Below are 15,494 nucleotides of genomic sequence, written 5' to 3'. Positions count from 1 at the left end.
CCGATCGGCCCGCCCGGGCCCGGGCGGGCTCACCGCGCCGAGGGTACGCCCCCGGCCGACGGCACGGTGGTTTCCGGGGCCCCCGAGCCGACCACCCGGCCCTGGTCCAGGACCAGGCGGTGGTCGGCCTCGGCCGCCTCGTCGGAGAAGTGCGTGGCGTGCACGACGGTGACCCGACCCCTGAGCGAGGCCAGCACCCGCGCGATCTGCTCCCTGGCCTCCCGATCCAGGCCGGCGGAGGGTTCGTCCAACAGCAGCAGGTCGGCTTCCTGGGCCAGACCCTGGGCGATCAGCGCCCGTTGCCGCTGACCGCCGGAGAGCTCCCCCAGTTGGCGTCCGGCCAGGTCGGTGATGCCCACCCGCTCCATCGAGCGCTCCACCACCGTGCGGTCGTGCCGGGCCAGCGCCCGCCACGGGCCGCGGTGTGCCCAGCGCCCCATCGAGACGGCGCCTCGCACGGTCAGGGGCAGGGTGTCCGGGACCGCGCTGCGCTGCAGGACGAAGGCCGGTCGGGGCCGGGAGGGGCCGGACACCTCCCCGGCCCGGGGTCGGAGCGTGCCCGCCAGAACCGCGAGGAGGGTGGACTTGCCCGCGCCGTTGGAGCCGACCAGCGCGGTGACCCCTCCCCGTGGGAGGCGGGCGTCGATCCCCCTCAGCACGTCCTCACCCCCGTACCCCGCGTACACGCCCCGCAACTCGGTGTGGATCATCCGTCCCCTCCGCACTCGTCCGCCTCCGACCCAATGTGCAAATGATAATGGTTATCGTTGTAGAGTGTCGCACCATGGAAGCACTGATCGACCCGTTCGGGGTCACCTTCGTCCAGCGCGCGCTGTGGGGAGGCATCCTCGTCTCCCTGATCTGCGCGATCGCGGGGACCTGGGTGGTCCTGCGCGGGATGGCATTCCTCGGGGACGCGATGTCGCACGGCATGCTCCCCGGGGTGGCCCTGGCCGCCCTGCTCGGCCAGAGCCTCTTCCTCGGCGCCGCCCTGGCGGCCGGGGCCATGGCCGCCGGCGTGACCCTGCTGAGCCGCTCGCCCCGCCTGTCCCGGGACACGAGCATCGGGCTGCTGTTCGTGGGGATGCTCTCCGTCGGTGTGATCGTCGTCTCCCACTCCTCCACGTTCGCCGTGGACCTGACCGCGTTCCTCTTCGGCGACGTCCTCGCCGTGCGCGAACGCGACCTGTTCCACCTGGGGCTCTGCCTCGTGGTGGCGCTGGTGGTGGCGGTCCTGGGCCACCGCGCCTTCATGGCCCTGGCCTTCGACCCGCGCAAGGCCCACACCCTGGGCCTGGCACCGCGCGCCGCGCACGCCGCCCTACTGGGCCTGGTCACCCTCGCGGTGGTCGCCTCCTTCCACGTCGTCGGCACCCTGCTGGTGTTCGGGCTGCTGATCGCTCCCCCGGCGACCGCCGTCCTGTGGGCGCGGAGCGTGCCGATGATCATGTGCCTGGCGGCGCTGCTGGGATCGGTCGCCACCTTCGTGGGGCTGCTGGCCTCCTGGCACTGGGAGACGGCGGCCGGAGCCAGCATCGCCGCGACGGCCGTGGCCCTGTTCTTCGTCTCGGTGGCGGCCTCCGCCCTGCGCACGCGGACCGCGCACCGAAAACATCCGCACACCCCCTCCCACCACCATCACCAAGAGAGGCCGGTGTCCCCTTGAGACCCGAGAAGACCACCATGACCGCGGGGGCCGTCGGGCTGTGCGCCCTGCTCCTGGCCGGTTGCTCCAACGCCTCGCCGCAGGAGGGCGGGCCCGAGGCCGAGGAGACGCCGCACGGCTACGTCGAGGGGGCCGAGGAGACCGCCGAGCCCCAGTCCCGCCTGGTCCTGGCCGACACCGCCGGCGGGGAGGTACGCCTGCTGGACCTGATCACCGAGGAGGTCACCGAACTCGGCCGGGCCGAGGGGGCGGACGGCATCACCGGTGACGGCCGTTTCGCTTACCTTCATTCATCCGGTGATGGGATCACTGAGGTGTTCGACAGCGGCGTGTGGACCGTGGACCACGGCGACCACGACCACTACTACCGGACCAGCGCCGGACACGTCGGCGCCCTGGACGGCGCCACCGCCTCCGACGTGGTCACCGACACCGCCCTGACCTCGGTCACCGGCACCGGGGGCACCTCCCTGGTCCTGGACCGCGCGGAGCTGGAGGAGGGGACGGTCACCGCCGCCGACCCGCTGCCCGAGGACGCGGCCACCGCCCTGCCCTACGCGGGACGCCTGCTCCTCATCGACGTCTCCGACGGCGCGGTCGGATCCGTGGACCGGGACGGAGAGCAGAACGAGACCCTCGACGAGACCTGCACCGCCCCGCGCGGGGCCGCCGTCACCCGCCGCGGCCTGGTCGTGGGATGCGAGGAGGGCACCCTGCACGTCACCGAGGAGGACGGCTCCCTGGACGCCGGGATCCTCCCCCACCCGGGGGTCGGCCGGACCGAGTCCTTCCAGTACCGGCCCGGGTCGGCCGTCCTGGCCTCGCTGTCCACCGAAGGCGACCTGTGGGTCCTGGACCTGGCGGCGGCCGAGTGGCGCGAACTCGACCACACCGGCGCCGTGGCGGTGACCGCCGTCGGCGAAGGAGCACCCGTGCTCGCCCTGGACGGCGACGGCACCCTGCACTCCCTCGACCCCGCGACCGGGCAGGAGAGGGCCGCCGCCCCGCTGCTGGACTCGGTCGACCCCGACCAGCCGCCCGCGCTACAGGCGGACACCTCCCGCGCCTACGTCAACGACGCCGGGGCCGGTCTGGTCCACGAGCTCGACTACAACGACGACCTCCGGGTGGCCCGCACCTTCGAGGTGGGCATCGCGCCGCACCTGATGGTCGAGACGGGACGGTGACCGGCGTGCTGCAGCGACACACCCCGGCCGCGCGCATCCGCGCCGCGGCCACGGCAGTCGGCCTCCTCGCCGCCCTGACCGCCTGCGCCCCCGGTACCGACGGCGAGGGGATCGTGGTGACCACCAACATCCTCGGCGACATCACCCGGGAGGTCGTCGGCGGAGAGGCCGAGGTCACCGTCCTGATGAAACCCGACGCGGACCCGCACTCGTTCGGGATCTCCGCGCAGGAGGCCGCGACCCTGGAGAACGCCGACCTGGTCGTGCACAACGGTCTGGGCCTGGAAGAGGGGATAGCGCGCAACGTCGCCGCCGCCGAGGAGGCGGGGGTGCCCGCCCTGGAGGTCGGCGCGAACGTCGACCCGCTCCCGTACACCTCCGACGAGAGCGAGGGCGAGCCGGACCCGCACTTTTGGACCGACCCCGAACGCGTACTCACCGCCGTCGACCTGATCACCGAACACGTGGTCCAGGAGGTCGAGGGGGTGGACGCCGAAGCGGTGCGCGCCAACGCCGAGGCGTACGCGGTCCAGGTGGCCGAACTCGACGCCTGGATGGCCGAGGAGTTCGCGGCCCTGCCCGAGGAGAACCGCAGGCTGGTGACCAACCACCACGTCTTCGGCTACCTCGCCGACCGCTACGACTTCGAGGTGATCGGGGCCGTCATCCCCAGCGGGACCACCCTGGCCTCCCCCAGCACCTCCGACCTCAAGGACCTGTCCGACGCCGTCGCGGAGGCCGGGGTCTCCGCGGTCTTCGCGGACTCCTCCCAACCCGACCGGCTGGCCACCGTCATGGCCGAGGAGGCGGGCGTGGAGATCGAGGTCGTCCCGCTCTTCTCCGAGTCCCTGAGCCGGGAGGGCGGGGGCGCCGCCACCTACCTGGAGATGATGCGCGCCAACACCGAAGCCATCGCCGCCGGACTCGGCGGCGACTGATCCGGGGCTCCGGCCCCGGGTCCCCGGGCCACGGAAACCCCCACCGCCGTGGCAGACCACCCCGCACCAGAACCGAAAGAGAACCATGCGAACACGACTCCACCCCCGTCAGGCGGCACTGCCCGTCCTACTGTCCGCGGGACTCCTGCTGACCGCCTGCGGCAGCGGGGACGACGCGGCCACCGAAGCCGGCTCCGAGCAGCCCGGGGAGACCGCCGCCCCGGTGGACGAGCCGATCGTCACCACCTACGACGGCGGTCTCTACGTCCTGGACGGCAAGACCCTGGAGGTGGTCGAGGACGTCGAACTGGAGGGCTTCAACCGGATCAACCCGGCCGGGGACGACCGGCACGTACTCGTCTCCACCTCCGAGGGCTTCCAGGTCCTGGACGCGGCGGGCGCGGAGCTGACCGACACCGTCTTCGCCGCCGAGGCCCCCGGCCACGTCGTCCGGCACGCGGACCGCACCGTGCTGTTCGCCGACGGCACCGGCGAGGTGACCGCCTTCGACACCGGCGCTCTCGGCGACGGCACCCCCGAGGACCTCGACGTGTACACCACCGAGGAGGCCCACCACGGTGTGGCCGTCGAACTGTCCGGCGGGGAACTCCTCGTCACCCTCGGCGACGAGGAGGAGCGTGTGGGCGCCCTCGTCCTGGACGGGAACCGGGAGGAGATCGCCCGCAACGAGCAGTGCCCCGGCGTGCACGGGGAGAGCACGGCCGAGGGCGAGGCCGTCGTCATCGGCTGTGAGGACGGCGTCCTGATCTACCAGGACGGTGAGTTCACCAAGGTGGACAGCGAGGACGACTACGGCCGGATCGGCAACCAGGCCGGTTCGGAGGGCTCCCCGATCGTCCTGGGCGACTACAAGACCGACCCCGACGCCGAACTGGAGCGCCCCGAGCGAATCGCCCTCGTCGACACCACCGACGCCTCCCTGTCCCTGGTCGACCTGCCCTCCAGCTACACGTTCCGCTCCCTGGGGCGAGGGCCGGGCGGCGAGGCCCTGGTGCTGGGCACCGACGGCGCCCTGCACGTGATCGACCCCGAGGCGGGCGAGATCACCGAGAGCATCGAGCTGATGGACCCCTGGGAGGAGCCCCTGGAGTGGCAGCAGCCCCGCCCGGCCCTGTTCGTGCGCGGCGGCACCGCCTACGTGACCGACACGGCCACCGACCAGGTGCACGCCGTGGACCTGGCCTCCGGTGAGGTGACCGGCTCGGTGACCCTGGAGGAGACCCCCAACGAGCTCAGCGGGGTCGCCCACTAGCTTGTCGCTTGCCCGAGGCCCGTGACCGGACACCCTCCCGGTCACGGGCCTCGCCGTTCCCCCGACACGAAGGCGGGCTTTACCGGTCGTGTGCTCGGCCGGCAACCGTGGACTCCGGTGACCGCGTTACGCGAACTCGGGCCCAGCGAAACACCTGACCCGTCAGAACCTCTCCGGCAGGACCGTGAGTTAGCCTGCCGCTGCGAAGACCATTAGCCCCCGGGCCGACATTCCCGATCACGTCGTCACGCAGAGGAGAACCATGACGGAGCTCGCCGACAACACCGACTCGTTCGTCTTCGCACCCCTCTTTCTCCTGGCATGCGTTATCGCTTCCGCGTCGGTAAGTATTCTCCTTCGCCCACGGGACGGCCTGAGGCCCCGCGCCGCAGTGGTTCTGGTCGGGATCCTTCTTTCCTGCTAGGCGATCGCGGCGATCCGCCCCTGGCTTGGTTGGGGCGATCTCCTCGCCTACCCGCCACGCCTGGTACTCGACCTCGAAAAGGCACTTTCGTTCAGTAACGCCGCAGAGCAATCCGTGCTCTACGGAGTTCTGTTCGTTCCCCTGGGGATTGCCGTGGCCGCCACCTCCAGGGATTACAGAATTCTTGCGGCGACAGCACTCGGGTTCCCGCTGGCCATCGAAACCGCCCAGGTTCTTCTGGGCACGGGACGGGTGGCCGGCACCCTTGACTACCTGTCCGCCGGCACGGGCATTCTGCTGGGGATCGGTTCCCTCCTCGCCGTGGACGCGGTCGTGCAGAGGCTGACCGGTTCCTCGCACGCCCTCCAGCACGTCGAACACCGGTGCTGACCGCCCAGGCCGTTGCCCGGCGCCGCGCGGCGAGAACGGGCCGCGCAGCGCCGGTTCCCCTCCGAGCACCGCCGCCGGGGCTGCCGGGAGCGGTTTCCGGCCGCCCGGGGCGGAGCGGAAAAGGCGGGTGCCGGGCCGGTGCGGGGCCCGCCGGGGAGGTCAGTCGGAGCGCGAGGGCGCCGGCCCGGTGGACTCGCGCCAGAGCACCCGGTGGAACGGCCCGTCGGCCGGCGGCGGTGCGGTGCCCCGGACGGCGCAGACCAGGCGCCGCATCGCGCGAGCTCCCAGCGCCTCCAGGTCCACGTCGACCGTGGTGAGGGAGGGCGGCATACAGGCGCCCACCGGGTCATTGTCCCAGCCGGTCACACTGAGGTCCGCGGGCACCCGCCAGCCGCGCTCGGCCGCCCCGCGCACCACACCGGCGGCCACCACGTCGTTGGCCGCGATGACCGCCGTGACACCGCTGTCCGGGGCGAGGGAGCGCACGGCCTCTGTTCCCGATGCGGCCGACCAGTCACCCTCGGCCACCCCGTGGGACTCCAGCCCGAACTCCTCCACCGCCCGCAGGTAGGACCGCCTGCGACCGCGGGCGGAGGCGAACTCCCGGGGCCCCGCCACGTGCAGGAACCTGCGGTGGCCCGCCCCGGCCAGCCCCTCGACGAACTCGCGCACCGCGGAACCGTCGGCGATCTCACCGAGCCCCCGCATCCGGTCGTCGTAGTCGGCCGACACGACCACCGCCGGTCCCCCGTCGGGATGGCTGCCGCTGTCGGCCGCGACCGGGGCCAGGGCCAGGATGCCCTCCACCTGCCCGGAGTCGCGGAGCTCGGCCATCCGTTCGGCACGGACCGCGGTCCCGCCCTCCAGGCTGAGCACCTCCACGACATAGCCCTCGGCGTGTGCGCTCTCCACCGCACCGGCGATCACCCGGTTGGGGCTGGGGAAGTTCACCCCCGGCAGCAGGATCGCCAGCCGACCGGTCCTGCGGGTGCGCATGGAGCGGGCCACCAGGTTGGGGCGGTAGCCGAGTTCGGTGATCGCCGCCTGGACGCGGACACGGGTCGCCTCCTTGAGCCCGACCCCGCCCGAACGCAGGTACCGCGAGACGGTCTGGTGGGAGACACCGGCCCGGCGTGCGACGTCCACCATGGTCGGTCTCGGCCTCGCCACGCTCGGCTCTGACATGGGCCCGTCCTTCTCGCCTGGGGGAGTGTTGACACTGCTCGCGAATGGTCACTACCGTAACGGCACAGAAAAAGTGAACGTTCACTTTATTGTTCCGAGCGAGGAGCCTCCCCCATGGCCACTCCCCCCGCACCACCCCCGTCTCCCCCACCTCCGCGACGGGTCGCGGTGGTCGGCTGCGGCGGCATCAGCCGCGGCAGCCACCTGCCGGCCCTGGCCGACCAGCACGGCCGGACTCGCCTGGTGGCGCTGGTCGACCTGAACGCCGCCCTGCTGGAAACCACCGCCGACGAGTGGGGCGTGCCCGGCCGCTACACCGGCGTCGCGGACATGCTCTCCGCGGAGTCCCCGGACCTGGTCGTCGTGTGCACACCGCCGGCCGCGCACAAGGACACGGTGATCGCAAGCCTGGACGCCGGCGCCTGGGTCTGGTGCGAGAAGCCCCCGGCCCTCTCCCTCGCGGAGTACGACCAGGTCCGCGCGCACGAGGGCGAGCAGGGCCCCTTCGCCTCCTACGTGTTCCAGCAGCGCTTCGGCTCGGGCGCCGAACACCTGCGCTCCCTCGTCGAACGGGGAGTGCTGGGGCGTCCGCTCGTGGGTGTGTGCAACACCCTGTGGTACCGGGACGAGGCCTACTTCGAGGCCCCCTGGCGCGGCCGTTGGGACACCGAGGGCGGCGGCCCGAGCATGGGCCACGGCATCCATCAGATGGACCTGATGTTCTCCCTGCTCGGGGACTGGTCCGAGGTGACCGCCATCATGAGCACCACCGCGCGCGCCACCCGGACCGAGGACGTGTCGATGGCGATCGTCCGCCTGGAGTCGGGGGCGACCGTGTCGGTGGTCAACAGCCTGCTCTCCCCCCGGGAAACCAGCTACCTGCGCTTCGACTTCGAACACGCCACCGTCGAGTTGGAGCATCTGTACGGCCACGACAACTCGCACTGGCGCTGGACACCCGCCCCGGACGGCGGACTCCCCCCGGGCACCGGGCCGTGGCCGCCCCCGACGGACCGGCCGAGTTCCCACCGGCGGCAGCTGACCGCGCTCCTGGACGCCATGGACCGCGGGCAGCGCCCGCCGACCAGTGGCCACGACGGCCGCCGAGCGCTCGAACTCGTGGCCGGGATGTACCGCTCCGCACTGACCGGCACCACCGTACGGCGCTCGGAGCTCACCCCGGACGACCCCTTCTACCACGCGATGTACGGAGCGGACCCGACCGCCGCCACCGCCGCCCTGACCCACCCGGAGGCCACCGCCCATGTCTGACCGCCCCCGGATCGTCCGCGACGAGGACGCCCTCACCGTGCTGGTGGGCGACGTCGGGATCGCCCGTTACGTCATCCGCCCCGAGGCTCCCGCCGTCGAGGCCCCCAAGCCCTACCTCCACCCGCTGCGCACCCTGAGCGGAGCTCCCCTGACCGGTTACCGGCCCTGGGACCACCGCTGGCACAAGGGGCTCCAGATGACCTGGTCCCACGTGTCGGGGCAGAACTTCTGGGGCGGCCCCACCTTCGTGCGCGGCCGGGACTACCAGTGGCTGGACAACGTCGGGAGCATCCATCACGAAGGGTTCGACACCCTGGCCGAGCAGGGCGGGGAGGTGACGGTCACCGAGTCCCTGACCTGGGTGAGCTCGACCGGGGAGCGGTGGATCGACGAGAGCCGGAGCCACCGCTTCCACTCGGTGGACCACGGCCGGGGCCTGTGGGCGCTGGACTTGTCCACCTCACTCACCAACCGCCGAGGCCGGGCACTGGAACTGGGCAGCCCCACCACACACGGGCGGCCGAACGCCGGGTACACCGGGCTCTTCTGGCGCGGCCCACGCTCCTGGACCGGAGGTGCGGTGACCAGCGCGACCGGCCGGACCGGGGCGGACGTCATGGGAACCGAAGCCGACTGGATCGCCTTCAGCGGGCAGCACGACGAGATCAACGGCGGCGCGACCGTCATCGCCTACGCCGGGACCAGCGGCGGCGCCGTCCCCGTGCGGTGGTTCGTGCGCTCCGAGCCCTTCCCCGTGTTCTGCCCCTCCCCCGCCTTCGCCGAGGAGATCACCCTCGCCCCCGGCGACACCCTCGGCCTGAACCACCGGCTGGTGTTCGTCGACCGGATCTGCACCCCCGACGAGGCCGCCGCACTCGCGAAGGAGCACACGCCGTGACAGCGCCGCGTTTCCCCGGAGGCACCGCCGTCAGCGGGCTGCGGGTATACGACTGGGAGGCCGAGGACGGGCTGTGCGGGGGCACCCCTCACCTGCACACCGCCTCCTGTGAGGCCTATGTGGTGACCGCCGGGACCGGGCAGGTGCACACCCTCACCCCCGAGGGGGAGGCCGTGGACGACCTCTCGCCCGGTTCCCTGCTGTGGTTCGGCCCGGGGACGGTGCACCGGCTGGTCAACTCCGGCGGGCTGGAGCTCGTGGTGGTCATGCAGAACTCCGGGCTGCCCGAGGCGGGGGACGCGGTACTGACCTTCCCCGCGGAGGTACTGGCCGACCCCGACAGGTACGCCGAGGCGGCCCGGCTTCCCCGGGACGCATCGGAGGAACGCCTGGCGCAGGTGGCGCGGGCGCGCAGGGACCTGGCGATGCGCGGCTACCTCGACCTCGTCTCGGCGGTGCGCTCCGAGGGGCCCGCGGCGCTGGAGGCGTTCCACCGCTCGGCCGCGGCCCTGGTCCGGCCGCAGGTGGCCCGTTGGCGGCGGATCTGGGAGGAGAGCGTGGCCCGGGAGACCGAGCGCACCCGGGGTCAGCTCGCCGACCTGGCCCTGGGAGAGCCCGGGATCATGGGCGAGGCGGCGGTGGCGCGCCCCGAGCCCCGCCCCGGCCCGCGCCGTTTCGGCATGTGCGGCCGTCTGCGCACCTGGCAGGTGGGTGACCCTCCCGGGTGAGGCCCCGGGTCGGCCGCGGCCGACCCGGATCCGCGCCGCCGGGTTCAGGGGACGCGGTGGCCCGCCGCGCGGGTCAGCTCATACCACTCGGGGCGGGTCAGGGCAAGCTCCGACCCCTGGGCCGCCCCGGTCACCCGTTCCGGGGTGGTGGTGCCGAGCACGACCTGCATCCGGGCGGGGTGCCGGGTGATCCACGCGGTGGCGACGGCGATCGGCGGCACCCCGTACCGCTCGGCGAGGCGGTCGATGACCGCGTTGAGCTCCGCGTACTCGGGCGAGTCCAGGAACACGCCGCTGAAGAAACCCGCCTGGAAGGGCGACCAGGCCTGCACGGTGATGTCGTGCAACCTGGCGTGGTCGAGCACACCGCCGCCGTCCAGGGTGGCCGACTGCGGTTCGCCGACCATGTTCGCGGCCAGCCCCTGCGTGATGATCGGGGCGTGGGTGAGCGAGAGCTGGAGCTGGTTCACCACGATCGGTTGGCGCACGTAACGGCGCAGCAGGTCGACCTGGCGGGGTGTGTGGTTGGAGACCCCGAAGGCACGCACCTTTCCGGCCGACTCCAGGTCGTCGAAGGCGCGGGCGACCTCCTCGGGTTCGACGAGCGCGTCGGGCCGGTGCAGCAGCAGAACGTCGACGTAGTCGGTGCCCAGGGCGCGCAGCGAGCCCTCGACCGAGGCGACGATGTGTTCGTGGGAGTGGTCGAAGTAGGGTCCCTCCGGGACGATGCCCGCCTTGGTCTGGATGGTGAGGGCGTCGCGTTCGGCCGGGGTCAGCCGCATCGCCTCGGCGAAGCGGCGTTCGCAGGCGTGCGTCGTCGGGCCGTAGATGTCGGCGTGGTCGACGAAGTCGACGCCCGCCTCGCGGGCGGCGCGCACCAGGGCGCGGATCTGGTCGTCGGACTTGTCGGCGATGCGCATCAGGCCGAGCACGACGTTGGGGGCGGTGATGTCCGTCCCGGGCAGGGTGAAGGTCTTCACGGTCTTCCTTCCGGTCGGGCGCTCACGTTAGAGGCCGATCGGACGCAAGTCCAACAGACGGACGCGACCCGCCGCCCGGGCGCGGGGCCGGGACCGGCGGCGGGCCGCGCCTACTTCACGGCGCCCATGGAGAGCCCGCGCACCAGCTGGCGCTGTGCCGTCCAGCCGATCACCACGATGGGCAGCGAGGCCATGACCACGGCCGCCGACAGCTGCGCCACGAACAGCCCCTCACTGGTGATGAACCCGGTCAGGAACACCGGGACCGTGGCGGCCCGGGCCGCGGTCAGGTTCACCGCGAAGAAGAACTCGTTCCACGCGAAGATCATGCAGATCAGGGCGGTGGCCGCGATGCCCGGCGCCATGATCGGCACCATCACCGACCACAGCACCCGGGGCAACCCCGCGCCCTCCATCCGGGCGGCCTCCACCAGCGCCTTGGGCACCTCCAGGAAGAACGAGCGCAGCATCCACACCGCGATGGGCAGGTTCATCGCCGTGTACAGCACGACCAGGGTCCACACGTTGTCCAGCATCGACAGGTGTGCGGCGGCGACGTAGATCGGTACCACGACCGCCACGACCGGCAGCATCTTGGTGGAGATGAAGAAGAACAGCACGTCCTGGGTGCGTTTGACCGGGGCCACCGACAGCGCGTAGGCGGCGGGCAGGCCCAGCAGCAGCACCAGCAGCGTGGACGCCAGGGTGGCGACCGCCGAGTTGCCCAGGTACGGCAGGAAGTCCGCCCCCAGCACCGCGGAGAACCGGTCCAGGGTGGGTTGGAAGAAGAGCGTCGGCGGGTCGGTCGCGGCCTGGTTCTCCTCCTTGAACGCCGTCAGCACCAGCCACAGCACCGGGGAGACGAACAGCAGGCCGATGATCCAGGTGAGGGCGGTCAGGACGGGACCGCCCGCACCGGTTTTGGGGCGGCGCCGACGGTGCTGCGCCCGGGCGGGGGCCGGGGCCGTGTCCGCCGTGTGTTCGGGGGCTGGGGCGGTCACGAGTGTGCCTCCTGTGCGTTCATGAACGTGCGGAAGATCAGTCGCAGGGCCAGCATCGCCACGATGATGGTGCCGACCACCACCACGACGCCCATCGCCGCCGACTGGCCGATGTCGAACCCGAGGAAGGTCCGCTGGTAGACGTAGAAGGGCAGGTTGGCGCTGGCGGTGCCGGGGCCGCCCTGGGTCATCATGTAGATGGTGTCGAAGGTGTTGACCACGTACACCGATCCCAGCAACACACCCAGTTCGATGTAGCGGCGCAGGTGCGGCAGGGTGATCCAGACGAAGATCTGCCACTTGGACGCGCCGTCGACCTGGGCCGCCTCCAGCGCGTCGGTGTTCTGGCTCTGGAGTCCCGCCAGCACCAGCAGCATCATGAACGGCGTCCACTGCCACACCAGTGCGACCACCACCGACGCCACCGGCATCTGCGAGACCCAGTCGAAGGTGTCCACGCCCAGCGGCGAGAGCACGAAGTTGACCAGGCCGAAGACCGGCTCGAACATGATGTGCTTCCACAGCAGTGCCGTGGCCACCGGCAGCACCAGGAACGGGGTGATGACGAGCGTGCGCACCACGCCCTGCCCCCAGAACCCCCGGTCCAGCAGCAGGGCCAGCCCGAGGCCGAGCAGCATCGCCGCCACCACGCAGGACGCGGTGATGAGCACGGTGTTGGCCGCGGCGCCGAGGAACTGCCGGTCGGTGAAGACCGCCGCGTAGTTGGCCAGGCCGACCCACGCCTGGGAGTCGGGACGCAGCAGGTTCCACGACCGGAGCGAGTACACGACGGTCGCCAGGAACGGCAACTGGGTGACGGCCAGCATGAACACCAGTGCGGGCAGCAGTGGTGCCCGGCGCGCCCATCCGGCGGTGCGTCCGCCGCGCCTGGCCGGAGCGGGCCGCGCCGGTTTCGCGGGCGCCTCGGACGGCGGCGCTGTCGCCGTACTCATCGGCCCTCCGTAAGTTGGTTGGTGGCCCGGGAGGGCCGGGTGTGGCTGATCGGTTCTTGCCCCAAGTGGCTTCCAAGGAGTGGCCGCCCGACCCTCCGGTCCCGCAAGCGGCTTGACAACTTCATTGAGACTCCTTGTAGGTGTCGCCGACGACCTCGGCGTACTCCTGGCTCTGCGCGAGCGCCTCCTCGACGGTGATCCGTCCGGCCACGGCCGCGCTGAGCTGCTGGCTGACCCTGGTACCCAGGTCCTGGAACTCGGGGATGGCGAGGAAGCCGATGCCCTCGTAGGGCACCGGGCGCGTGCCCGGGTTCTGCGGGTCGGCCCCCTCGATGCCCTGGAGCATGGGTTCGGCGTAGGCCTGCGCGGCCTCCTGGTACTCGGGGACCTCGAAGGTGGAGAGCCGGTTGCCGGGCGGGACCCGCTGCCAGCCGTACTCCTCGGCGACGGTGCGCACGTAGTCCCGGTCGGTCATCCACTCCAGGAAGGCCCAGGCCTCGTCCTTGTGCTCGGAGGTGGCGGGGATCCCCAGGGTCCAGGCGTAGAGCCAGCCGCCGTAGTCGCTCTCGGCCACCGGGGCCGGCGCGTAGCCGTTGAGCCCGGCCACGGTGGCGGTGCTGTCGTCCTCGATGGTGCTGACCATGGAGGTGGAGTCGTAGAACATGGCGGCCCGCCCCTGGGCGTAGTGGTTCAGGCAGTCCCCGAAGCCGCTGTTGGCGGCGCCCGGCTGGCCGTGTTCGCGGACCAGGTCCACGTAGAAGTCGGCCGTGCGCCGGAACTCGGGTGAGTCGAGTTCGGCGTTCCACTCCTGGTCGTACCAGCGCCCGCCGAAGGTGTTGAGGATGCTGTTGAACGGGCTGAGGACCTCGCCCCAGCCCGCGAGGCCGCGCAGGCAGATCCCGGAGACGCCGGGTTCGACCCCGTCGAGTTCGGCGGCGAGCTCGGCGACCTCGTCCCAGGTGGGTTCGGCGGGCATCTCGACACCGGCCTGTTCGAACAGGTCCGTGCGGTAGGCGAGGAAGGAGGACTCCCCGTAGAAGGGCACCGAGTACATGTCGCCCTCCAGGGACAGGTCCTCGCGCAGGGAGGGGATGAAGTCCTCGTGGTCGTAGTCCGCGGAGGCGTCGATGAAGGGTTGCAGGTTCTCCAGCCAGCCGTACTCGGCCCACTGGCGGGTCTCGTAGTTACTGATCATGACCGCGTCGAACTCTCCCCCGCCGGTCGCCACGGAGGTGGTGATCTTGGCGCGGGCCTCGTTCTCGGGCAGGGAGACGAAGTCGACCTCGATGCCGGGGTGCTCCGCGTGGAACTGCGACTGCAGGGAGACGGCGTCCTGCATCTGCGGGTTGGAGACGATGGCGACGGTCAGCCGGACCGTTTCGTCGTCGGAGCCGCCGGCGCCCGCTCCGGCGCAGCCGGTGAGCAGCAGCCCGGCGAGGGCCAGTGCGGTGGCGGCGGTGGCTCGGAGGACGGTAGCTCGGGGGACGGTGGTGCGGGGGGTGGTGGTGCGGGGGACGGTGGTGCGCACAGTGCTGCACTCCCTGTTCAGGCGGAGGTGTCGGGGACGACCTGGATCTTCACCCCGGCGCCCGAGCGCATCATGGCCAGCGCCTCGGGGAACTTCTCCAGCGGCAGGGCGTCGGTGAGCAGCGGGTCCGTCCGCAGCTCCCCGGAGGCGAGGAGGTCGACCGCCGCGCCGTAGCTGTTCAGCACGGCCATGGAGCCCACGACGGTGATCTCGTCGTTGTAGACGCGGAACGGCGACAGCGAGACCCGGGCGGCCTCGTCGGCGACGCCGAAGACCAGCAGGCGCCCTCCCCTGCGCAGGGAGGCGAACGCGGCCTCGATGGCCTGGGGGGAGCCGGTGACGTCCACGGCGGCGTCGAAGCCCTCGCCGCCCGTTTCGACGGCGTCGGTCGCGGTGGCCTCGGCGCCCAGGTCGGCGGCCAGGGCCAGGCGGCGGGTGTTGCGGTCGACCACGGTGACGCGCGCCCCGGAGCGCTGGAGCAACTGCTGCAGCAGCAGGCCCATGGTCCCCGCGCCCACCACCAGGAAGCGTTCGCCGACCTCGACGCCGATGCGTCGGACGCCGTGGACCGCGCAGGAGAGCGGTTCCACCAGTGCGCCCTCGCGCATGCTCATCGAGTCGGGGATGCGGTAGCAGTTGGCGGCGGGGACCGCCACGTACTCGGCGAACGCCCCGTCGACGGTGTCGCCGATCGCCCCCCAGTTGGCGCACAGGTTGCCCCGCCCGGCACGGCAGTATCCGCAGTGCCCGCAGAACAGCGAGGGGTCCACGGCCACCCGGTCGCCCGGGCGCAGCTGGCCGGGGGCCCTCTCCCCGACGGCGGTCACCGTTCCGGCGAACTCGTGGCCGGGCACCAGCGGGTAGGGGCTGGGCGGGAACTCCCCGTCGGCGATGTGCAGGTCGGTTCCGCAGATCCCGCAGGCGCCGACCCGGACCACGACGCCGTCCGGGGCGGGTTCGGGCTCTGGTCGGTCGCCCACGGTGAGGGAGCCCGGTTCGGTGATGATGGCGGCGCGCACGGTTGGAACCCTTCCGAAAGATTCAGGTGCTCGTTTGAGCGACCTGTGTCAC

The 15,494-nt window shown here is 71.9% G+C and carries 15 protein-coding genes; 8 read left to right on the top strand and 7 right to left on the bottom strand.

Annotated elements, in window-relative coordinates:
- Nucleotides 1-29 precede the first annotated feature (29 nt).
- Complete coding sequence (gene aztA / locus ACUKCB_RS05370) at nt 30-710, bottom strand: zinc ABC transporter ATP-binding protein AztA (protein ID WP_473039345.1); 681 nt, start codon at nt 708-710, stop codon at nt 30-32.
- Between the two features lie 74 nt (nt 711-784).
- Between aztA and aztB the strand changes: the two genes are divergently transcribed.
- The 5 genes from aztB (at nt 785) to ACUKCB_RS05345 (ending at nt 5,878) form a co-directional block, all read left to right on the top strand.
- Entirely contained in the window at nt 785-1,666 is an 882-nt protein-coding gene (gene aztB, locus ACUKCB_RS05365; protein ID WP_473039344.1) for a zinc ABC transporter permease AztB, read from the top strand.
- A complete protein-coding gene (locus tag ACUKCB_RS05360) occupies nt 1,663-2,853 on the top strand; it encodes a PQQ-binding-like beta-propeller repeat protein (RefSeq protein ID WP_473039343.1) in 1,191 nt (396 codons plus the stop codon). The genes aztB and ACUKCB_RS05360 overlap by 4 nt, the downstream gene beginning before the upstream one ends.
- Entirely contained in the window at nt 2,850-3,791 is a 942-nt protein-coding gene (gene aztC, locus ACUKCB_RS05355) for a zinc ABC transporter substrate-binding protein AztC (RefSeq protein ID WP_473039342.1), read from the top strand. Before ACUKCB_RS05360 ends, aztC begins: the two co-directional genes overlap by 4 nt.
- Before the next feature lie 85 nt (nt 3,792-3,876).
- Entirely contained in the window at nt 3,877-5,064 is a 1,188-nt protein-coding gene (aztD, locus tag ACUKCB_RS05350; RefSeq protein ID WP_473039341.1) for a zinc metallochaperone AztD, read from the top strand.
- Nucleotides 5,065-5,641: 577 nt separating this feature from the next.
- On the top strand, nt 5,642-5,878 hold the full coding sequence (locus tag ACUKCB_RS05345; RefSeq protein WP_473039340.1) for a hypothetical protein: 237 nt from the start codon (nt 5,642-5,644) through the stop codon (nt 5,876-5,878).
- Between the two features lie 159 nt (nt 5,879-6,037).
- On the opposite strand, the gene ACUKCB_RS05340 is transcribed toward ACUKCB_RS05345, so the two are convergent.
- A complete protein-coding gene (locus ACUKCB_RS05340) occupies nt 6,038-7,063 on the bottom strand; it encodes a LacI family DNA-binding transcriptional regulator (RefSeq protein ID WP_473039339.1) in 1,026 nt (341 codons plus the stop codon).
- Nucleotides 7,064-7,177: 114 nt separating this feature from the next.
- On the opposite strand from ACUKCB_RS05340, the gene ACUKCB_RS05335 reads away from it, so the two are divergent.
- From ACUKCB_RS05335 to ACUKCB_RS05325, 3 genes are read left to right on the top strand one after another with little or no spacing between them, the layout of a single operon-like run.
- The gene (locus ACUKCB_RS05335) at nt 7,178-8,335 is read left to right on the top strand and encodes a Gfo/Idh/MocA family protein (protein WP_473039338.1); all 1,158 of its coding nucleotides are present in this window, start codon (nt 7,178-7,180) and stop codon (nt 8,333-8,335) included.
- On the top strand, nt 8,328-9,233 hold the full coding sequence (locus ACUKCB_RS05330) for a DUF6807 domain-containing protein (protein WP_473039337.1): 906 nt from the start codon (nt 8,328-8,330) through the stop codon (nt 9,231-9,233). The genes ACUKCB_RS05335 and ACUKCB_RS05330 overlap by 8 nt, the downstream gene beginning before the upstream one ends.
- Complete coding sequence (locus ACUKCB_RS05325; protein ID WP_473039336.1) at nt 9,230-9,961, top strand: cupin domain-containing protein; 732 nt, start codon at nt 9,230-9,232, stop codon at nt 9,959-9,961. Before ACUKCB_RS05330 ends, ACUKCB_RS05325 begins: the two co-directional genes overlap by 4 nt.
- A gap of 44 nt (nt 9,962-10,005) precedes the next feature.
- Here the strand turns inward: ACUKCB_RS05325 and ACUKCB_RS05320 are convergent, their stop codons facing one another.
- The 5 genes from ACUKCB_RS05320 to ACUKCB_RS05300 form a co-directional block, all read right to left on the bottom strand.
- A complete protein-coding gene (locus ACUKCB_RS05320) occupies nt 10,006-10,941 on the bottom strand; it encodes an aldo/keto reductase (RefSeq protein WP_473039335.1) in 936 nt (311 codons plus the stop codon).
- A 110-nt stretch (nt 10,942-11,051) separates the two neighbouring features.
- Complete coding sequence (locus tag ACUKCB_RS05315) at nt 11,052-11,942, bottom strand: carbohydrate ABC transporter permease (protein WP_473039334.1); 891 nt, start codon at nt 11,940-11,942, stop codon at nt 11,052-11,054.
- The gene (locus ACUKCB_RS05310) at nt 11,939-12,895 is read right to left on the bottom strand and encodes a carbohydrate ABC transporter permease (RefSeq protein ID WP_473039333.1); all 957 of its coding nucleotides are present in this window, start codon (nt 12,893-12,895) and stop codon (nt 11,939-11,941) included. The genes ACUKCB_RS05315 and ACUKCB_RS05310 overlap by 4 nt, the downstream gene beginning before the upstream one ends.
- A gap of 121 nt (nt 12,896-13,016) precedes the next feature.
- On the bottom strand, nt 13,017-14,339 hold the full coding sequence (locus tag ACUKCB_RS05305; RefSeq protein WP_473040933.1) for an ABC transporter substrate-binding protein: 1,323 nt from the start codon (nt 14,337-14,339) through the stop codon (nt 13,017-13,019).
- A gap of 101 nt (nt 14,340-14,440) precedes the next feature.
- Nucleotides 14,441-15,442, bottom strand: a complete 1,002-nt coding sequence (locus tag ACUKCB_RS05300) for a zinc-dependent alcohol dehydrogenase family protein (protein WP_473039332.1) — start codon at nt 15,440-15,442, stop codon at nt 14,441-14,443.
- Between the last annotated feature and the right edge of the window lie 52 nt (nt 15,443-15,494).

The organism is Nocardiopsis moroccensis (assembly GCF_055763695.1).
Note: the sequence above shows the minus strand (reverse complement) of the source record. Positions and strands in the feature narration are given on the sequence as shown.

What these genes read in the sequence shown, in the direction of transcription:
- aztA (WP_473039345.1), bottom strand. Translation starts at nt 710, where the DNA reads ATGATCCACACCGAGTTGCGGGGCGTGTACGCGGGGTACGGGGGTGAG.
- aztB (WP_473039344.1), top strand. Translation starts at nt 785, where the DNA reads ATGGAAGCACTGATCGACCCGTTCGGGGTCACCTTCGTCCAGCGCGCG.
- aztD (WP_473039341.1), top strand. Translation starts at nt 3,877, where the DNA reads ATGCGAACACGACTCCACCCCCGTCAGGCGGCACTGCCCGTCCTACTG.
- ACUKCB_RS05340 (WP_473039339.1), bottom strand. Translation starts at nt 7,063, where the DNA reads ATGTCAGAGCCGAGCGTGGCGAGGCCGAGACCGACCATGGTGGACGTC.
- ACUKCB_RS05335 (WP_473039338.1), top strand. Translation starts at nt 7,178, where the DNA reads ATGGCCACTCCCCCCGCACCACCCCCGTCTCCCCCACCTCCGCGACGG.
- ACUKCB_RS05330 (WP_473039337.1), top strand. Translation starts at nt 8,328, where the DNA reads ATGTCTGACCGCCCCCGGATCGTCCGCGACGAGGACGCCCTCACCGTG.
- ACUKCB_RS05310 (WP_473039333.1), bottom strand. Translation starts at nt 12,895, where the DNA reads ATGAGTACGGCGACAGCGCCGCCGTCCGAGGCGCCCGCGAAACCGGCG.